Genomic DNA, 14,760 nt, shown 5'->3' with positions numbered 1-14,760 from the left:
AAGGACAACCATGGCGACGACCCACAACCTCGGATTCCCGCGTATCGGCGGCAAGCGCGAGCTGAAGTTCGCCGAAGAGGCCTACTGGAAGGGCGAATCCAGCGCCGATGAGCTTCTGGCCAGGGGCGCCGAACTGCGCCGGCAGAACTGGCAGCATCAGTCGGGCCTGGACCTGGTGCCGGTGGGCGACTTCTCGTTCTACGACCACTTGCTGGACACCAGCTTCCGGCTGGGCAACGTGCCGGCGCGGGTCAGCAGGCTGGACGGCAGCCGGCTGGACAACATGTTCCGCGTGGCCCGCGGCCGGTCGGCCGGCGACGACGACGCCAATGCGGTGCGCGCCGGCGAGATGACCAAGTGGTTCGACACCAACTACCACTACATTGTCCCGGAGGTCGCGGCCGACACCGTATTCACGCTGGATGCCGATGACCTGCTGGACCAGGTGGCCGAAGCGAAGGCCGCGGGCGTGACGCCCAAGCCGGTGCTGGTCGGCCCGGTCACCTACCTCTGGCTGGCCAAGGCCACCGACGACAGCGACCGGCTGGCGCTGCTGGATCGCCTGCTGCCGGTCTACCGCGAGCTGCTCGACCAGCTCGGCCAGCAGGGTGTCGAGTGGGTGCAGCTGGACGAGCCGGTACTGGTGTTTGATCTGGACGATGCCTGGAAGCAGGCGGTGCAGACCGCGTTCGCGGCGCTGGCCGACGCGGCGCCGAAGCTGCTGGTCGCCACCTACTTCGGCAAGCTTCGCGACAACATCGACCTGGCCTGCAACCTGCCGGTGGCCGGCCTGCACGTGGACGCCATCAAGGGCCGCGACGAGGTCGATGCCATCGTCAAGGCGCTGCCCGGGGACAAGGTGCTATCGCTGGGCGTGATCGACGGCCGCAACATCTGGAAGGCCGACCTCGCCGGGCTGCTGGACTGGCTGGAGCCGATCGCGGACCAGCTCGGCGACCGCCTGTGGCTGGCGCCAAGCTGCTCGCTGCTCCACGTGCCGGTGGACCTGAACAGCGAGACGAAGATGGACCCCGAGATCAAGAGCTGGCTGGCCTTCGCCCTGCAGAAGCTGGGTGAACTGGAGGTGCTGGCCCGTGCCCTCAACGGGGGCCGCGACGCGGTCGCCCAGCCGCTGGCCCGCAACGCCGAGGCGATCGCCAGCCGTCGGGGCTCCGACCGCGTGGACGATCCGGAGGTGAAGAAGGCGGTGCGCGCGATCACCCCGGAGATGGGCAAGCGCAAGAGCCCGTACGCCGAGCGCACCAAGGCCCAGCGCCAGCACCTGAACCTGCCGGCCTACCCGACCACCACCATCGGCTCGTTCCCGCAGACCAAGGAGATTCGCCAGGCGCGGCTCAAGCATCGCAAGGGCAATCTCTCCCGCGAGGATTACGTCGCCCAGATGAAGGCCGAGATCGAGCGCTCCATCCGCGAACAGGAAAAGCTCGGCCTGGACGTGCTGGTGCACGGCGAGCCCGAGCGCAACGACATGGTCGAGTACTTCGGCGAACAGCTCGAAGGCTATGTCTTTTCCCAGCACGGCTGGGTGCAGTCGTTCGGTTCGCGCTGCGTGAAGCCGCCGATCCTGTACGGCGACATCAAGCGCCCCGAGCCGATGACCGTGGACTGGATCAAGTACGCCCAGTCGCTGACCGACAAACCGGTCAAGGGCATGCTCACCGGACCCGTCACCATGCTCAACTGGTCGTTCGTGCGCGACGACCAGCCCAGGGCCGAATCCTGCAAGCAGCTGGCCCTGGCCATCCGACAGGAGGTGCTGGACCTGGAGGCCGCGGGCGTCAACGTCATCCAGATCGACGAGGCTGCCCTGCGCGAGGGTCTGCCGCTACGGCGCTCGCAGTGGCAGGCCTACCTGGACTGGGCGGTCGAGTCCTTCCGCATCACGGCCAACGGCGTGCGCGACGAGACCCAGATCCACACCCACATGTGCTACTCGGAGTTCAACGACATCATCGAGTCGATCGCGCACATGGACGCCGACGTGATCACCATCGAGACCTCGCGCTCCAACATGGAGCTGCTGGACGTGTTCGACGACTTCGCCTATCCCAACGAGATCGGGCCGGGTGTCTACGACATCCACTCGCCCAACATCCCGGTGCAGGATCAGGTGATCGAACTGATGCGCAAGGCAGCGGAGCGGATTCCGCGCGAGCGACTGTGGATCAACCCGGACTGCGGGCTCAAGACACGCCAGTGGGCCGAGGTATCCCCGGCGCTGCAGAACATGGTCGACGCCGCCCGCAGCCTGCGCGACAAGGTCGCCTGACCCCCGATTTATCTTCGCCGATGTCCCGGCAATTCAGCCGGCCCGCTGCCCGCGGGCCGGCTTCTTTTTTGTAGCCGTCTACCCCAAGGCATCGTCCGGGACGGCCAGTGTCGATGCCGGTGTAAGGCGGAACTCAGTCCGCCGGTAACCCGGGCCACCGGCGCCGTGTTAGCGCCCCGTGTAATCCGGCGCGTCCGGGTTCTCCAGCCAGTCACGCCGCTTGTCCAGTGGCTGGTCCAGGTAGGCCCGCATGGCCGTCACGCCGTCATCCGACAGCATGGTTTCCAGGAAATCGGCGGCCTCGATCGACAGCCCGACGCCCAGATGGGTATCGCTGCCGGCATAAACCGCGTGCTTGATGCGGGCCACCGCCTTTGGCGGCAGGGCCGCCATTTCGGCGCCGATCGCCCGAGCCCGAACCAGCGCGTCCTCGGCGCATTCGTGCACCAGCCCGAGGTCCCGCGCGGTGTCCGGCGGCACGACACGGCCGCGCAGGATGAACTCGATGGCGCGGCCGGCGCCAATCAGACGACTCAACCGCTGGGTGCCGCTGCCGCCGGGCAGGATGCCGAGCTTGACCTCGGGCAGACCGAAGCGGTGATCGCCGAGCTGGGCGACGCGGATATCGCAGGCCAGGCAGAGTTCGAATCCGCCGCCCATGGCGTCGCCGTTCATCGCCGCAATCACCGGCTTGGGTAGATTCTCCAGGGCGGAGAGCATGGCGTGGTAACCGTCATTCAGAGCCGTACCCATGGCACGCATGCCCTCGCGATCGGCAGCCAGGGCTTCCAGTTCCTCCACGCTGTAATGAGTGATCAGCTTGCCGGGAACCCCGCCGGTGATAATCACCACACGCACGGCCGGGTCGTCCCGCCAGCCCTCGATCAGCCCGGCCAGCGCCTGGGCACCCTCGGCGCAGAAGTAGTTCATCGGCGGGTTTTGGTAAGCCGCCACCACCACGCCATCGGCCTGTTTGATCTGCCAGTAATCCATGCTGCCTCCGAACTATTGCGGTCACCTCGGCTGCATCCTCGGCTGAATGGCCAAGTCGCGCAATGAGGGCGCCGGAACCGTCGGGTGGTTCCCCCATGCCGGTGCAATCGCCATACTGCTGCAAGCATTCCCACGGGAGACGGGCTTGGCGGGTATCGACACCCTGGCGCACTGGCATCAGTTGGTGGCCGCGCGCGACGCCTCCGGGCTCGACGCCCTGCTGGCCGACGACGTGGTCTTCCACTCGCCAGTCGTGCACACGACCCAGGCCGGGCGGGCGCGGACGCTTCCCTACCTGGCCGCCGCATTCCACGTGTTCTTCAATGACAGCTTTCGCTATGTGCGGGAAATTCGCGGCGAGCGCGATGCCATGCTGGAGTTCAGCGTCACCATCGACGATATCGAGGTAAACGGGGTTGATATCATCCGGTGGAACGAAGACGGGCGCATCGTCGATTTCAAGGTCATGCTCCGCCCGCTCAAGGCGATCCATCTGATCCACGAGCAAATGGGCGCCATGCTGCAACAGGGAGAACCGCGCGCATGAAGCTGTACGACTGGTCGATCGCCCCCAACCCGCGCCGTGTGCGCATGTATCTGGCCGAGCGGGATATCGATATCGAGATCATCCAGGCCGGCGCACCTGATCAACTGGACCTGCACGACTGGTTCCTGAAGCTGAACCCACGCCGCCGGGTGCCGCTGCTGGAACTCGACGACGGCACCCACATCGGGGAGGCCATGGCCATCTGCCGTTATTTCGAGGCCGCGCAGCCGGCCTCCGACCTGTTCGGCCGCGATGCGCGCGAGACCGGACTGGTGGAAATGTGGGAGCGTGAGGCCGACAGTAGCGGGCTGCAGGCAGGCGGCGAGCACGTGCGCAACGCCCATCCCGCATTCAAGGACCGGGCCCTGCCCGGCTATGCCGAGCCCACCCCGCAGATCGCGGAACTGGCGGAACGCGGCCGTATGCGCTACCTGGATTTCCTCAAGCGCATCGATCAACAACTGGCAGATTGCGAGTTCCTCGCCGGCAATATCTTCACCGTGGCCGATATCACCGCTTTCTGCACCATCGATTTCTGGCGCAAGTTCCGGCTGCCGATTCCGAAGGACGCTGAGCATCTGCAGCGCTGGTTCGACGCCGTCAGCCAGCGTCCCAGCACCGACGCCTGACAATGGCGACGCGCTGCGGCTGGTGCGGCGAGGAACCGCTCTACATCGACTACCATGACCGGGAATGGGGCGTGCCGGTCCGTGACGACCGCACGCTGTTCGAGTTCCTGATTCTGGAAGGCGCCCAGGCCGGGTTGTCCTGGTGGACGGTGCTGCAGAAGCGCGAAGGCTACCGTCGGGCGTTCGCCGGCTTCGATCCGGCCGCCGTGGCCACCTTCACGGACGAGCAACTGGCCGCCCTGCGCAACGATGCCGGCATCGTGCGCAACCGGGCCAAGATCGCGTCAGCCCGCAGCAACGCCCGGGCGTTCCTTGACGTGCAGGCCGAGTACGGCCGCTTCAGCGATTACCTGTGGGGTTTCGTGAACGGACAGCCGGTGATCAACCACTGGCAGCGGCTGGATCAGGTACCGGCGACTACGCCACTATCCGATGCGCTATCGACGGACCTCAAGCGCCGCGGCTTCAAGTTCGTGGGCAGCACCATCTGTTATGCCTACCTGCAGGCGGTGGGGGTGGTCATGGATCACGTCACCGACTGCTTCCGGCACGCGGAACTGGCGGGAGCTACCGGGGCCTGATCGGCCCCGGCCTCCACTCACCCCGGCGCGAGCCGGGATGTCCCGTTACACTTCCATCAGGGTTGAACGCTCAGTTTTCCGTCGTGGTCTCGGCTGAACCGGATCCACCACCGTCAACAACAATCTCGCCATTGACGCTCACACCACCGTCCGACTCGAAGTTCACCTCTTCCGGATTGCCGTCGGCAGTAACGGTCACGTTGGCGACCGGATCAAAGACGATGGGCTCGTCGGTTTCCGGCATGTCGTCATTCGCCATGCAGGTGAACGCGATGGTGTACTCGCCCTCGGCCACGAACCCGATGGTGAAATCCAGCATGCCGTCGCCGTCATCCTGCTCGGATACGGTGGCGGTGGTGATCGGGTTAACCTCGTCGGTATTGCCGTCGGTGTCGTCGGTGGCGTGGTCTGGCTCGGGCGGATCATCCTCCATGCCGGAAGACTCGGTCACATTCACGTCGCCGGCCACGGCGTCGGCGCTCTCGTAGAGATACACCTGGTTGCCGATCTGCGCGTCGCCGCAGCCCTCGCGCATCGTCAACTCCGTCGCCACGTTGCCCTGGATGGTACCCACATTGACGTTGTTAACCAGGCGCAGGGCCGGGCGCAGCAGGTAGTAGTCCGAGTTCTGTGGGTCGGTCAGGCCTTTGCGCAGATCGAAGTCGATGGTGAAGTTGGCATCGCCACCATTGGGCACGACCAATTCATCCTCACCGGTATTGAGTTGGAGGAAGCGCGGCGCACCCTGGCTTTGATCCGGCCGGTTCTGCTGGCCGGGGATGAAAAGATCGAAGGTGCCCTCACTCGTGACAACCGAGGATCCGTTGTCGGCGCCCGGCGCCACGAACAGCCGCAGGAATTCGTATTCACCGGCCGGCACGGTGGTGTCATCGAGAATCAGCGACGAATCCTCACCGGTGAAGTCCAGCAGGTTGATGGTTTTCGGCTCGTCGAACTCGAAGGTTTCCATCGGCCCGCCCGCGGGCTTGAGGACCACCGCGTCGAACGTGACGTTGACCTCCATCGCGTCGTCCACCGGCGCGTCCGTGGCCGCCAGCGATACCGTGCCGGTGCCATCGGCGCCCGCACTTCCACCACCGCTGCCGCTACCACCACAGCCCGCCAGCGCCATGCCGGCCACTGCGAGCGTCAATAGTCTGAATCCGTTACTCATAACTCCACCTGTTCTATCGTTGCGTATCCTCCCGGTTCCACCACTCGTTGCTTGCAGACTACCGGCCCGGGTTTGGGAACACAATCCCTAATCCAGTATCGGCGGTAGGGCTGTGAGGTTGAGGGGCTGGCCTTACTCCGGCGGTCGGTCAGGTGGTTCGACGGCGTCCCCGATCCGTGGCCCGTCACCGGGCGGCAATCGGTTTTGCGGCAAGGCTGCCGGATCCTCCGCGCCGGCAGGCGGGACTGTCGATGACTCGCTGCCCCGGACCTCGGCGCTTTCCGGCACGGTCGCGACAGGCACCGGTGGCTCGACCTGCTTCGCGCGGACGTTGCCCTCGGCGGCGGCTATGTCGACCGAGAGCAGCAGGAGCATTCCGATCATGATCCTGACAGAAGACATCGGCATCTCCATGCGTTCATGTGGGACCTGCATCGCGAATCGTGGGCCCGGATCAGGCGGCTTACAAGAGACTATCGACGCGCGAACCAGTTAGGCGTATAGTTGATATTGCATTCGTTCGAGCCGTGCCCACTGCGGTTTTCAGTTTACCCGCCATTGGCGGTGTTTACCCGGTGACGCAGACCACGTTTCTTGATCGCTTGTATAACGCGGACCACGCGTCCGCACTTTTAATTTGATTAGCCAAGAGGAAACGTCATGTCTGACGTGATTACCGGTACCGTGAAGTGGTTCAACGACGCCAAGGGTTATGGTTTCATCACCCCGAACGGCGGCGGCAAGGACGTGTTCGCGCACGCCAAGCAGATCGTCGGTGACGGCTTCAAGTCGCTGGCCGAAGGCCAGACCGTGGAGTTCACGATCACCCAGGGCCAGAAGGGCCCGCAGGCTTCGGACATTCGTCCCGCCTGATCCCGGCGATCTCGAAAGGATCACCGAGAACCCCGGCTTCGGCCGGGGTTTTTTTGGTTAACCCGGAGCGGCTCAGGCGCGTTATGCTGAAGCACATGCATTCGGGCTGAATCGCCGATGTCACGACCCCGCGCAATCGGGCTGGCCGCCTGCCTGCTGGCCACCACCAGCGCACAGGGGGTGGACACGCAAACCATGGACGTGACGCGCGAGGGCGACACGTTCCGCGCCAAGGCCGTGTTCCGGCTCGATGCTCCGGTGGCCGCCGTGTACGCCGTGATCACTGACTTCGGGGCGCTGGATCGCATTTCCCCGCATATCCTGGAAAGCCGCCGCCTGGCAGGCGACGGATCCGAGACGCTGGTCCGGGTGGTCACACGCAGCTGTCTGGCGTTTTTCTGCCGCGACGTCACCACGGTGGAGCGGCTCCGGGAGCAACCCCCGAATACCATCCGGGCGGAGATCGTGCCGGAGCGCAGCGATCTCGCCAGCGGCCAGACCCGCTGGCACCTGAGCCGGGAGCGCGATGCGACCCGGCTGGAGTGGACGACCCAGTTCGTGCCCGGATTCTGGGTGCCGCCGCTGCTGGGCACCGCGGCCGTGCGCCGCGCCCTGTCGCAACAGCTGGCCGACGGGGCGGCCGGCATCAACCGACTGGCAAACGAACGGGCCGCCGGCCCGGAGTGAGTGGCAACCCATGGCCTCCCCGCAACCCGCAGTCGACGACGAATTCATCGCGCGGCACACCCGCGACTGTTCCCTGCGGGACGGCACCCGCATCCGGCTACGGCCGGTGGCGGCCGATGACAAGGGACGCTTGCAGGCCGGTTTCGAACGGCTGTCGCCTGACTCGCGCTACCGGCGGTTCCTGGCACCCACCGGGGTGCTGACCGAGCGCATGCTGCGCTACTTCACCGAGATCGATTATGACGACCATTTCGCCTGGGCCGCCCTGAGCCTGGACGAACCGGGCGAGCCCGGCATCGCCGTGGCCCGCTATGTCCGCGATCAGCCGGGAAGCGACACTGCCGAACCGGCCGTGGCGGTGATCGACGACTACCAGGGCCGCGGGCTCGGCAGCCTGCTGCTGCGGTTGCTCACGGCCAGCGCCGTGGCCAACGGTGTGAAGCGTTTTCGCGCCACGCTGATGCGCGACAACAAGCCCATGTACAACCTGTTCGCCGAGGCGGGCGGCACGTTCGTGACCGAAACTGCCGGCCTGCTGCGCGCCGAGGTTGAGCTGCCGACCTGCGAACTGGCCCGCGCCAAGCTGCTGGACAGCCTGCTGCGCCACAGTTGCGACGGCGCTGCGGATGCGGCCCGGCGGGTGCTGACCGGCAGCTAGCCCGAATAAATCACGAAGGCGACGTGCGCTGCGGCGCAGGCGCAGGGCGTTGAAATGACGGAGGACTAACCCAGGGCCTTGCTCGCGGCCGCAGACGCATAGAATGGCTCCAGCCGCCGGCGGAGCAGGATTTCCAGCGCCCCGTCGGCCCGGGCGCGGGCCACCAGCGGCTTGATCAGGCGCCGGGCGTCGCGGGTCAGACCCGCCGCATCCACGCCGAGATCGCCCAGCAGATCGGTCACCGGCCGCGGCCCATGCTCGGCATAGACGGCATCGATAACCCGCGCGACCAGTTCGTCCACGTACACCGTATCGCGCAGTTGATTCCAGACCAGCACGCCGAACTCGGCCAGCGCGTCGACATCGTCATCGGTCAGCACCCGCGCCGCCAACAGCGGACGATCGGCCAGCGCTTCCCACACCTGATCGCCCAGGGCGCGGATGCGCTCGGCGGTGAGCGCCTCGGCGAGAAACGCCTCGCTCTGGGCCAGGGTGCGCGACAGATTGGCCTCGAGATAGGCGCGCACCTGTTTCTCCACCTGCGCTTCGAGTTGCGGCAGACGCTTGCTCACCGCCCCGGCCCCGGCACTAAGCAGCGACGACACGCCCGGAATCCGCCGCAGCAGCGCCCGGTCGGAAAACAGGTAGTCGCGGATGCCGTGGTAGAGCATCTCGGAAGCCACCGCGGCATAGATCGGACTGCGGGCCACGCTGCGGATCAGCGCATGGCGGGCGTCCTTCATGTCCGCGGCCAGCGCCACGCCGGTTTCGAATACCGACTGGTCGAGCACTTCCGCCACCCGGGTATCGGCATGCAGCGGATCGTCCAGCACGTGCCTGGCCACCGCCCCGATCCCCGTCGCCAGGCCCGGCCCCGGCTCCCGCGCCAGCACCGACTCGCGGACCAGCTCGCCCACCGTCGCGGCATCGATCAACGCCTCGAGCGGGGTGGCGGACAGCCAGTCCCAGAGATGTTGCACCTCGGCGGCCACGTGCTTGTCCAGGGCCTTGCCCTGCCACTGGCGCAGCTCGAAGGCGACGTGCGCTTCCAGCAGCGCCCGGCAACGGTCATCCATGCAATTGCACCCTTTTTCGCGTCAGAGGGTGGTCAGATCGTCCGCGCTTCCCCGGCCCAGCGCATGCCCCAGGCCACGCCCAGGCCCCAGGCGCCATTGAGCATCAGCGCACCCATGATGATGGTGGGATCCCAGCCGCCGGCCACGCCCATGCCCTTGAGCGGAAAGACGATGAACAGCGCCACGGCACTTGGCCCGAGGGCCCCCAGCACCAGGGCCCGCAACCAGAACAGGCGCCCCACCGCATCGCGGATGAACCACCAGACCGGCAGGCCCCACAGGCCGCCCCAGAACGCCAGCGAAATCACCGCGGGCACCCCGAACGGCCAGGTCGGGACCATGGCGAATGGCGGATTGGGCACCGCCCCGCCAAGCCAGAACAGCGTGTAGAGCCCCTGGTGGCAGACCAGCGTGGCGATGAACCCGGCAATGAAGGACTTGAGCCAGACCATGGATGATCTCCCCCGTTTGAAGTGGGGCAAGCATAGCAATACGCAGCCGGCGCGGTATGCTGGCGGAACCCGCGAGCGCAACCATAACGACGCCTGGATGAATCTGTTCGACAAGGTCATGAAGGGCGCCATGATGCGACGCATGGGTGATCTCACCATGGTCACCTTCGGCACTCGCGGCGGCTCGATGATGGTCGCCTCGATGGACTTCCAGAGTGCCCGCAAGTGGGCGCAGCAGAAATCGGCCAGCGGCAACGATGCCCGCGACTTCCAGCAGTTGCTGGCCCGGCTGGAATGCTTCGTTGCCCGCTATGGCAGCGGCCTGGCCTCCCGCGGCAACCGCGCGCAACTGCTGGCCCTGGCGCGCGCCATGCAGAACCTGGGCTACAACCACGAGGACTGGAGCTTTCCGCGCGAGGTGGCCGACGAGCTGCGCCGGCGGCCCGGCGATACGGATTCTTCGAAGGATGACGGCGACTAATATCTAGACAATATATGGACGATAAATTATTTAACTGGACATAACATTGACAACTCCAGCGCCCTGCATGATACTAGATTGCAACAAATTGGCGATCAGGATTGCCGCTGCCAATGGAAGCCTCTGCTGACAACTGGATGGATGAGCCGAATGGCTACCGCATCGGTGCGGTGACAGCACGCACCGGGCTGACGGCTGATTGTTTACGCGCGTGGGAACGGCGTCATGCTGTCGTGCACCCACAGCGGGGCGGCGGCGGCCAACGCGTCTACTCCGAGGCCGATATCCGCAAGCTGTCGCTGCTGCGCCGGCTGGTTGATGCCGGCGAAGCAATCGGGGCCATCTCGGGTCTCGACATGCAGGCACTGGAACAGCGGCTGGCGGCGGCGGAGAACGGGCGCCCGGCCCGTCGCTCGGTTGCGCTGTACGTGGCCGGCACGCTGGCCGTCGACAAGCTCAAACCGCAGCTGCCCACCAGCGATTTCCGACTGACCGGGGAGGCGGCGTCGCTGGCCGACGCGGCCAGCCGTTTCCGGCCGGACCGGGATGGCGGCATGCCGATGCTGGTGGCGGAATGCGAAAGCCTGGACGAGATCGACTTCGCCCACCTGCTCCGCCTGATCGACACCCTGCAGCCCAGCCACACGCTGCTGATGCACCGCTTCCTGCCGCGCCATCTGCGTGAGCGGCTGACCCGGCATGGCGTATCGCTGCTGCGCTCGCCGCTGCCAGCCAGCGATTTGCGTCAAATTCTGGCCGCGCGGCACCTGCGCGGTGCGGAAGCTTCCGAAGTGGCCGATATGGCCGAAGTCCGCGCCGAAGACGACGCGCCGCCCCCGCGATTCAGCCGCGAAACGCTGCGCCGCCTGGCTGCGATGCAGCCAACACTCGTCTGTGAATGCCCCAGACATCTGGCCGAACTGCTAACGTCGCTGCTGGCCTTCGAGGACTACTCGCAGCAGTGCGAGGACCGCTCACCCGAAGACGCCGATACCCATGCATTCCTGCGTGCCGCCACCGGGCGCGCCCGGGTGGCCATGGAGCAGGCGCTGATGCGCGTGCTCCGACATGACGGTATCGATCCGGAAGCCCTTTAGCGCGAACCGGTCATCCAGTCCCGCCCGTGATCCCGGGGGTTTGTTCCCTTCTTACCTGACCCGGGATCACACTGCCCTTGGCCGCAGCAACCCTGCGGCCTTTTTTTACCCGAATGCCGGCGGCCTGACCAGCCCGGCCCTGTTCCCCAGCGCCGTCAGCCATTACCCTATGCGACCATTTGCCCGAAACCGAGGGCCGCATGCAAGTCGCCGAAAATACCGTCGTTTCCTTCGACTACACCCTTCGTGACGAGGAAGGCACCGTGCTCGACAGTTCGGAAGGCCGGGAACCGCTGGCCTATCTGCACGGACACGGCAACATCGTGCCAGGTCTGGAAAAGGCCATGGCCGGCCACAGCGCCGGCGATGAATTCCAGGTCACCGTGGACCCGGAAGAGGGCTACGGCCCCTACCGCGAGGAACTGGTGCAGAACGTGCCGCGGGACGCCTTCCAGGGGGTGGACAACCTCGAGCCCGGCATGAGTTTCCAGGCCCAGTCCAGCGCCGGCCCGATGATCGTGACGGTCAAGGAAATCGAGGGCGACGAAGTCACCGTGGACGGCAATCACGCCCTGGCCGGCCAGCCGCTGGATTTCAGCGTGGCCGTGGCCGAAGTGCGTGAGGCCACCCCCGAGGAACAGGAAAACGGCGAAATCGCCGGCTGACGCCACGGCCCACGGGCCGCCTGCAACCGGGCCCTGCCCGCTGTCGAGGACGATCGCCATGACCACTATCGGCACCCCGCTGACCGATACCGCCACCCGCGTGCTGCTACTGGGCAGCGGCGAGCTCGGCCGGGAAGTGGTGATCGAGCTGATGCGCTACGGCTGCGAGGTGATCGCGGCGGACCGTTATGCCGACGCCCCGGCGATGCAGGTGGCCCACCGGTCGCAAGTGCTGGACATGCTCGACGGTAGCGCCGTGCGCGATCTGATCGAGCGGGAGCGCCCGCACCTGATCGTGCCGGAAATCGAGGCCATCGCCACCGATACGCTGCTGGCCATGGAGAAAGAAGGCTGGCAGGTCATTCCCACCGCGCGGGCCGTATCGCTGACGATGAACCGCGAGGGCATCCGCCGCCTGGCGGCCGAGGGACTGGGCCTGGCGACCTCGCCCTACCGGTTCGCGGCAACCGAAACCGAGTACCGCGACGCGGTGGCCACCGTGGGACTGCCCTGCGTGGTCAAGCCGGTGATGTCGTCTTCGGGCAAGGGCCAGAGCACCATCCGCACCGACGCCGACATCGACGCGGCCTGGGCCTGCGCCCAGGGCGGCGGACGCGCCGGCGCCGGGCGGGTGATCGTGGAAGGGTTCGTCGAATTCGACTACGAAATCACCCTGCTGACCGTGCGCCACAGCGCCGGCACCAGCTTCTGCGACCCCATCGGCCATCGCCAGGTCAACGGCGACTACCGCGAATCCTGGCAGCCCCAGCCGATGAGCGACGCCGCACTGGCCGAATCGCAGCGCATGGCCCGCGTGATCACCGACGGCCTGGGCGGACGCGGCCTGTTCGGGGTGGAGCTGTTCGTCGCCGGCGACCGGGTATGGTTCTCGGAAGTGTCACCGCGGCCGCACGACACCGGGCTGGTCACGCTGATCTCGCAGGATCTGTCGGAATTCGCCCTACACGCCCGGGCCATTCTGGGCCTGCCGGTACCGGTGATCCGGTCGCGCGGGCCGGCGGCTTCCGCGGCACTGGTGGTCGAAGGCCATTCCACGCGCACGGCCTTCGCCAATCTCGACGCGGCCCTGGCGCAACCGGACACGGAACTGCGGCTGTTCGGCAAGCCCGCGGTGGCCGGCGAGCGCCGCATGGGGGTGGGGCTGGCACGGGGCGACAGCCTGGAGGCGGCGCGGGCCGCGGCGCGGGGCGTGACCGAGAAGATCGACGTCAGGCTCTGACGCCCGCGCAATCATCGGGAAGAGGGGATACTTGCGGCGGCGGTGGCCTGAAGCCCGCCTACAAACAAAGGCGACCTCGCGTAGGGCCGCCTGACAAAAGAGTGCGCCAGTAATAACTAACGCTGCGGCACCCCGACCGTACCGGCCGATACCAGCGACTCGATTGCGTCGTCGCCGTAACCCAGTTCTGCCAGCACCGTCCGGGTATCCGCACCCAGTGACGGCGCCCCTTTGAAACATTCCGCCGGCGTGGCCGAAAAGCCAGCCGGGGTCCGTGCCTGGCGCAACGGGCCCGCGTGGGGATGGTCGCTTTCGACGACGATCGCATTGGCCGCGATCTGCGGATGGTCCAGCAGCTGGCTGCGGGTCAGCACCGGGGCGCAGGGAACGCCCTCGGCCGCCAGGCGTTCGAGCCAGTCGTCCGCCCCGCGTTTGCGCAGTTCTTCCTGTGTCATCGCCAGACGCTCGTCGATGTTCTCGTGGCGCAGCGCCGGCGTGGCAAAGCGGGGATCATCCAGCCACTCGGGCGTCCCCAGGGCCCGGGTGAGAGCTTCCCATTCCCGATCGGTCTGTACCGCCACGCTGATGTGCCCGCCGTCCGCGGTTTCGTAGATCAGGTCGATGAAGCTGGCGGCCTCGGCCTGCGGGATATCGCCCTCGGCAAATGTCTGGCTGGCCATGTCCGAGCTCCACAGGAACGCGATCACCGCGTCGAGCATCGACACCCGCACATGCTGGCCCGGTGCCCCGCGTTCGCGGGCGAACAGTGCGGCGCTCACCGCCTGGGCCATGACCACGCCGGTCAGTTTGTCGGGAAGAATAGTGCGCACCAGGCGCGGCCGGGCCTGGTCCGATCCGGCCTGCACCGTGGCCAGGCCGGACAGGGCCTGGATCAGCGGATCGTAGACCGGCTTGGCGGCATACGGGCCGGTGAAGCCGAAGCCGCTGACCGAGGTATAAATAATGTCCGGCGCGTGCTGGCGGATGACATCCTCACCCAGGCCCATGCGCTCGATCACGCCGGGGCGGAAGTTCTGCACGAATACATCGGCCTCGCGAACCAGCCGCAGGAGCACCTCGCGCCCGGCCGGCTGGCTCAGATCCAGCGCCAGCGAGCGCTTGTTGCGGTTGTTGTTCAGAAAGCCCGCGGAGAAGCCGTGGCGCTGGTTGGGCGCCAGCCGGGTGTAGTCGCCGGTGTCCGGGCGCTCGATCTTGATCACGTCCGCGCCCTGGTCGGCCAGCCACATGGTGCCGAGCGGGCCCGACACCATGGCCGTCAGATCAACAACGCGAACGCCCGCCAGCGGGCCGGCCATC

17 protein-coding genes are annotated in these 14,760 nt (G+C 66.6%); 11 read left to right on the top strand and 6 right to left on the bottom strand.

Features of this window, described 5'->3' with window-relative positions; all coding sequences use genetic code 11:
• The first annotated feature begins 10 nt into the window (after window positions 1-10).
• Complete coding sequence (metE, locus tag RM532_RS01505; protein ID WP_311651337.1) at window positions 11-2,290, top strand: 5-methyltetrahydropteroyltriglutamate--homocysteine S-methyltransferase; 2,280 nt, start codon at window positions 11-13, stop codon at window positions 2,288-2,290.
• Window positions 2,291-2,458: 168 nt separating this feature from the next.
• Here metE and RM532_RS01500 read toward each other — a convergent pair whose 3' ends face one another.
• On the bottom strand, window positions 2,459-3,283 hold the full coding sequence (locus RM532_RS01500) for an enoyl-CoA hydratase/isomerase family protein (RefSeq protein ID WP_311651335.1): 825 nt from the start codon (window positions 3,281-3,283) through the stop codon (window positions 2,459-2,461).
• Between the two features lie 145 nt (window positions 3,284-3,428).
• Here RM532_RS01500 and RM532_RS01495 point away from each other — a divergent pair, with 145 nt between their 5' ends.
• The 3 genes from RM532_RS01495 to RM532_RS01485 are packed head-to-tail and all read left to right on the top strand — an operon-like array spanning window position 3,429 to window position 5,040.
• A complete protein-coding gene (locus RM532_RS01495; RefSeq protein ID WP_311651334.1) occupies window positions 3,429-3,830 on the top strand; it encodes a nuclear transport factor 2 family protein in 402 nt (133 codons plus the stop codon).
• Window positions 3,827-4,459 (top strand): glutathione S-transferase family protein, encoded by a 633-nt coding sequence (locus tag RM532_RS01490; protein ID WP_311651333.1) that lies wholly within the window; start codon window positions 3,827-3,829, stop codon window positions 4,457-4,459. The genes RM532_RS01495 and RM532_RS01490 overlap by 4 nt, the downstream gene beginning before the upstream one ends.
• 2 nt (window positions 4,460-4,461) lie before the next feature.
• Window positions 4,462-5,040, top strand: a complete 579-nt coding sequence (locus RM532_RS01485) for a DNA-3-methyladenine glycosylase I (protein WP_311651332.1) — start codon at window positions 4,462-4,464, stop codon at window positions 5,038-5,040.
• A gap of 70 nt (window positions 5,041-5,110) precedes the next feature.
• On the opposite strand, the gene RM532_RS01480 is transcribed toward RM532_RS01485, so the two are convergent.
• Complete coding sequence (locus RM532_RS01480; protein WP_311651331.1) at window positions 5,111-6,214, bottom strand: DUF4382 domain-containing protein; 1,104 nt, start codon at window positions 6,212-6,214, stop codon at window positions 5,111-5,113.
• 132 nt (window positions 6,215-6,346) lie between these two features.
• Window positions 6,347-6,628 carry a hypothetical protein gene (locus RM532_RS01475; protein WP_311651330.1) on the bottom strand — a complete coding sequence of 94 codons (282 nt, stop codon included), beginning with the start codon at window positions 6,626-6,628 and terminating at the stop codon, window positions 6,347-6,349.
• Window positions 6,629-6,874: 246 nt separating this feature from the next.
• Here RM532_RS01475 and RM532_RS01470 point away from each other — a divergent pair, with 246 nt between their 5' ends.
• The 3 genes from RM532_RS01470 to RM532_RS01460 all read left to right on the top strand — a co-directional run bounded on the left by RM532_RS01470 (window position 6,875) and on the right by RM532_RS01460 (window position 8,432).
• On the top strand, window positions 6,875-7,087 hold the full coding sequence (locus tag RM532_RS01470; protein WP_311651329.1) for a cold-shock protein: 213 nt from the start codon (window positions 6,875-6,877) through the stop codon (window positions 7,085-7,087).
• A 117-nt stretch (window positions 7,088-7,204) separates the two neighbouring features.
• A complete protein-coding gene (locus tag RM532_RS01465) occupies window positions 7,205-7,774 on the top strand; it encodes an SRPBCC family protein (RefSeq protein WP_311651328.1) in 570 nt (189 codons plus the stop codon).
• A gap of 10 nt (window positions 7,775-7,784) precedes the next feature.
• On the top strand, window positions 7,785-8,432 hold the full coding sequence (locus RM532_RS01460; RefSeq protein WP_311651327.1) for a GNAT family N-acetyltransferase: 648 nt from the start codon (window positions 7,785-7,787) through the stop codon (window positions 8,430-8,432).
• A 65-nt stretch (window positions 8,433-8,497) separates the two neighbouring features.
• On the opposite strand, the gene RM532_RS01455 is transcribed toward RM532_RS01460, so the two are convergent.
• Both RM532_RS01455 and RM532_RS01450 read right to left on the bottom strand, forming a co-directional pair.
• On the bottom strand, window positions 8,498-9,508 hold the full coding sequence (locus RM532_RS01455) for a hypothetical protein (protein WP_311651326.1): 1,011 nt from the start codon (window positions 9,506-9,508) through the stop codon (window positions 8,498-8,500).
• 32 nt (window positions 9,509-9,540) lie between these two features.
• Window positions 9,541-9,960, bottom strand: a complete 420-nt coding sequence (locus RM532_RS01450; protein WP_311651325.1) for a hypothetical protein — start codon at window positions 9,958-9,960, stop codon at window positions 9,541-9,543.
• On the opposite strand from RM532_RS01450, the gene RM532_RS01445 reads away from it, so the two are divergent.
• The 4 genes from RM532_RS01445 (at window position 9,959) to purT (ending at window position 13,443) form a co-directional block, all read left to right on the top strand.
• Entirely contained in the window at window positions 9,959-10,441 is a 483-nt protein-coding gene (locus RM532_RS01445) for a hypothetical protein (protein WP_311651324.1), read from the top strand. The genes RM532_RS01450 and RM532_RS01445 overlap by 2 nt on opposite strands.
• A gap of 113 nt (window positions 10,442-10,554) precedes the next feature.
• A complete protein-coding gene (locus RM532_RS01440; RefSeq protein ID WP_311651323.1) occupies window positions 10,555-11,538 on the top strand; it encodes a MerR family transcriptional regulator in 984 nt (327 codons plus the stop codon).
• Window positions 11,539-11,738: 200 nt separating this feature from the next.
• The gene (locus RM532_RS01435; RefSeq protein WP_311651322.1) at window positions 11,739-12,203 is read left to right on the top strand and encodes an FKBP-type peptidyl-prolyl cis-trans isomerase; all 465 of its coding nucleotides are present in this window, start codon (window positions 11,739-11,741) and stop codon (window positions 12,201-12,203) included.
• 58 nt (window positions 12,204-12,261) lie between these two features.
• Window positions 12,262-13,443, top strand: a complete 1,182-nt coding sequence (gene purT / locus RM532_RS01430; protein ID WP_311651321.1) for a formate-dependent phosphoribosylglycinamide formyltransferase — start codon at window positions 12,262-12,264, stop codon at window positions 13,441-13,443.
• A gap of 116 nt (window positions 13,444-13,559) precedes the next feature.
• Here purT and RM532_RS01425 read toward each other — a convergent pair whose 3' ends face one another.
• The gene (locus tag RM532_RS01425) at window positions 13,560-14,759 is read right to left on the bottom strand and encodes a CaiB/BaiF CoA transferase family protein (RefSeq protein WP_311651320.1); all 1,200 of its coding nucleotides are present in this window, start codon (window positions 14,757-14,759) and stop codon (window positions 13,560-13,562) included.
• Window position 14,760 lies beyond the last annotated feature (1 nt).

Source organism: Spectribacter hydrogenoxidans (assembly GCF_031846275.1).
GTDB lineage: Bacteria > Pseudomonadota > Gammaproteobacteria > Nevskiales > Salinisphaeraceae > Spectribacter > Spectribacter hydrogenoxidans.
The sequence above is the reverse complement of the archived record's forward strand: the minus strand, read 5'-3'. Positions and strand labels throughout refer to the sequence as shown.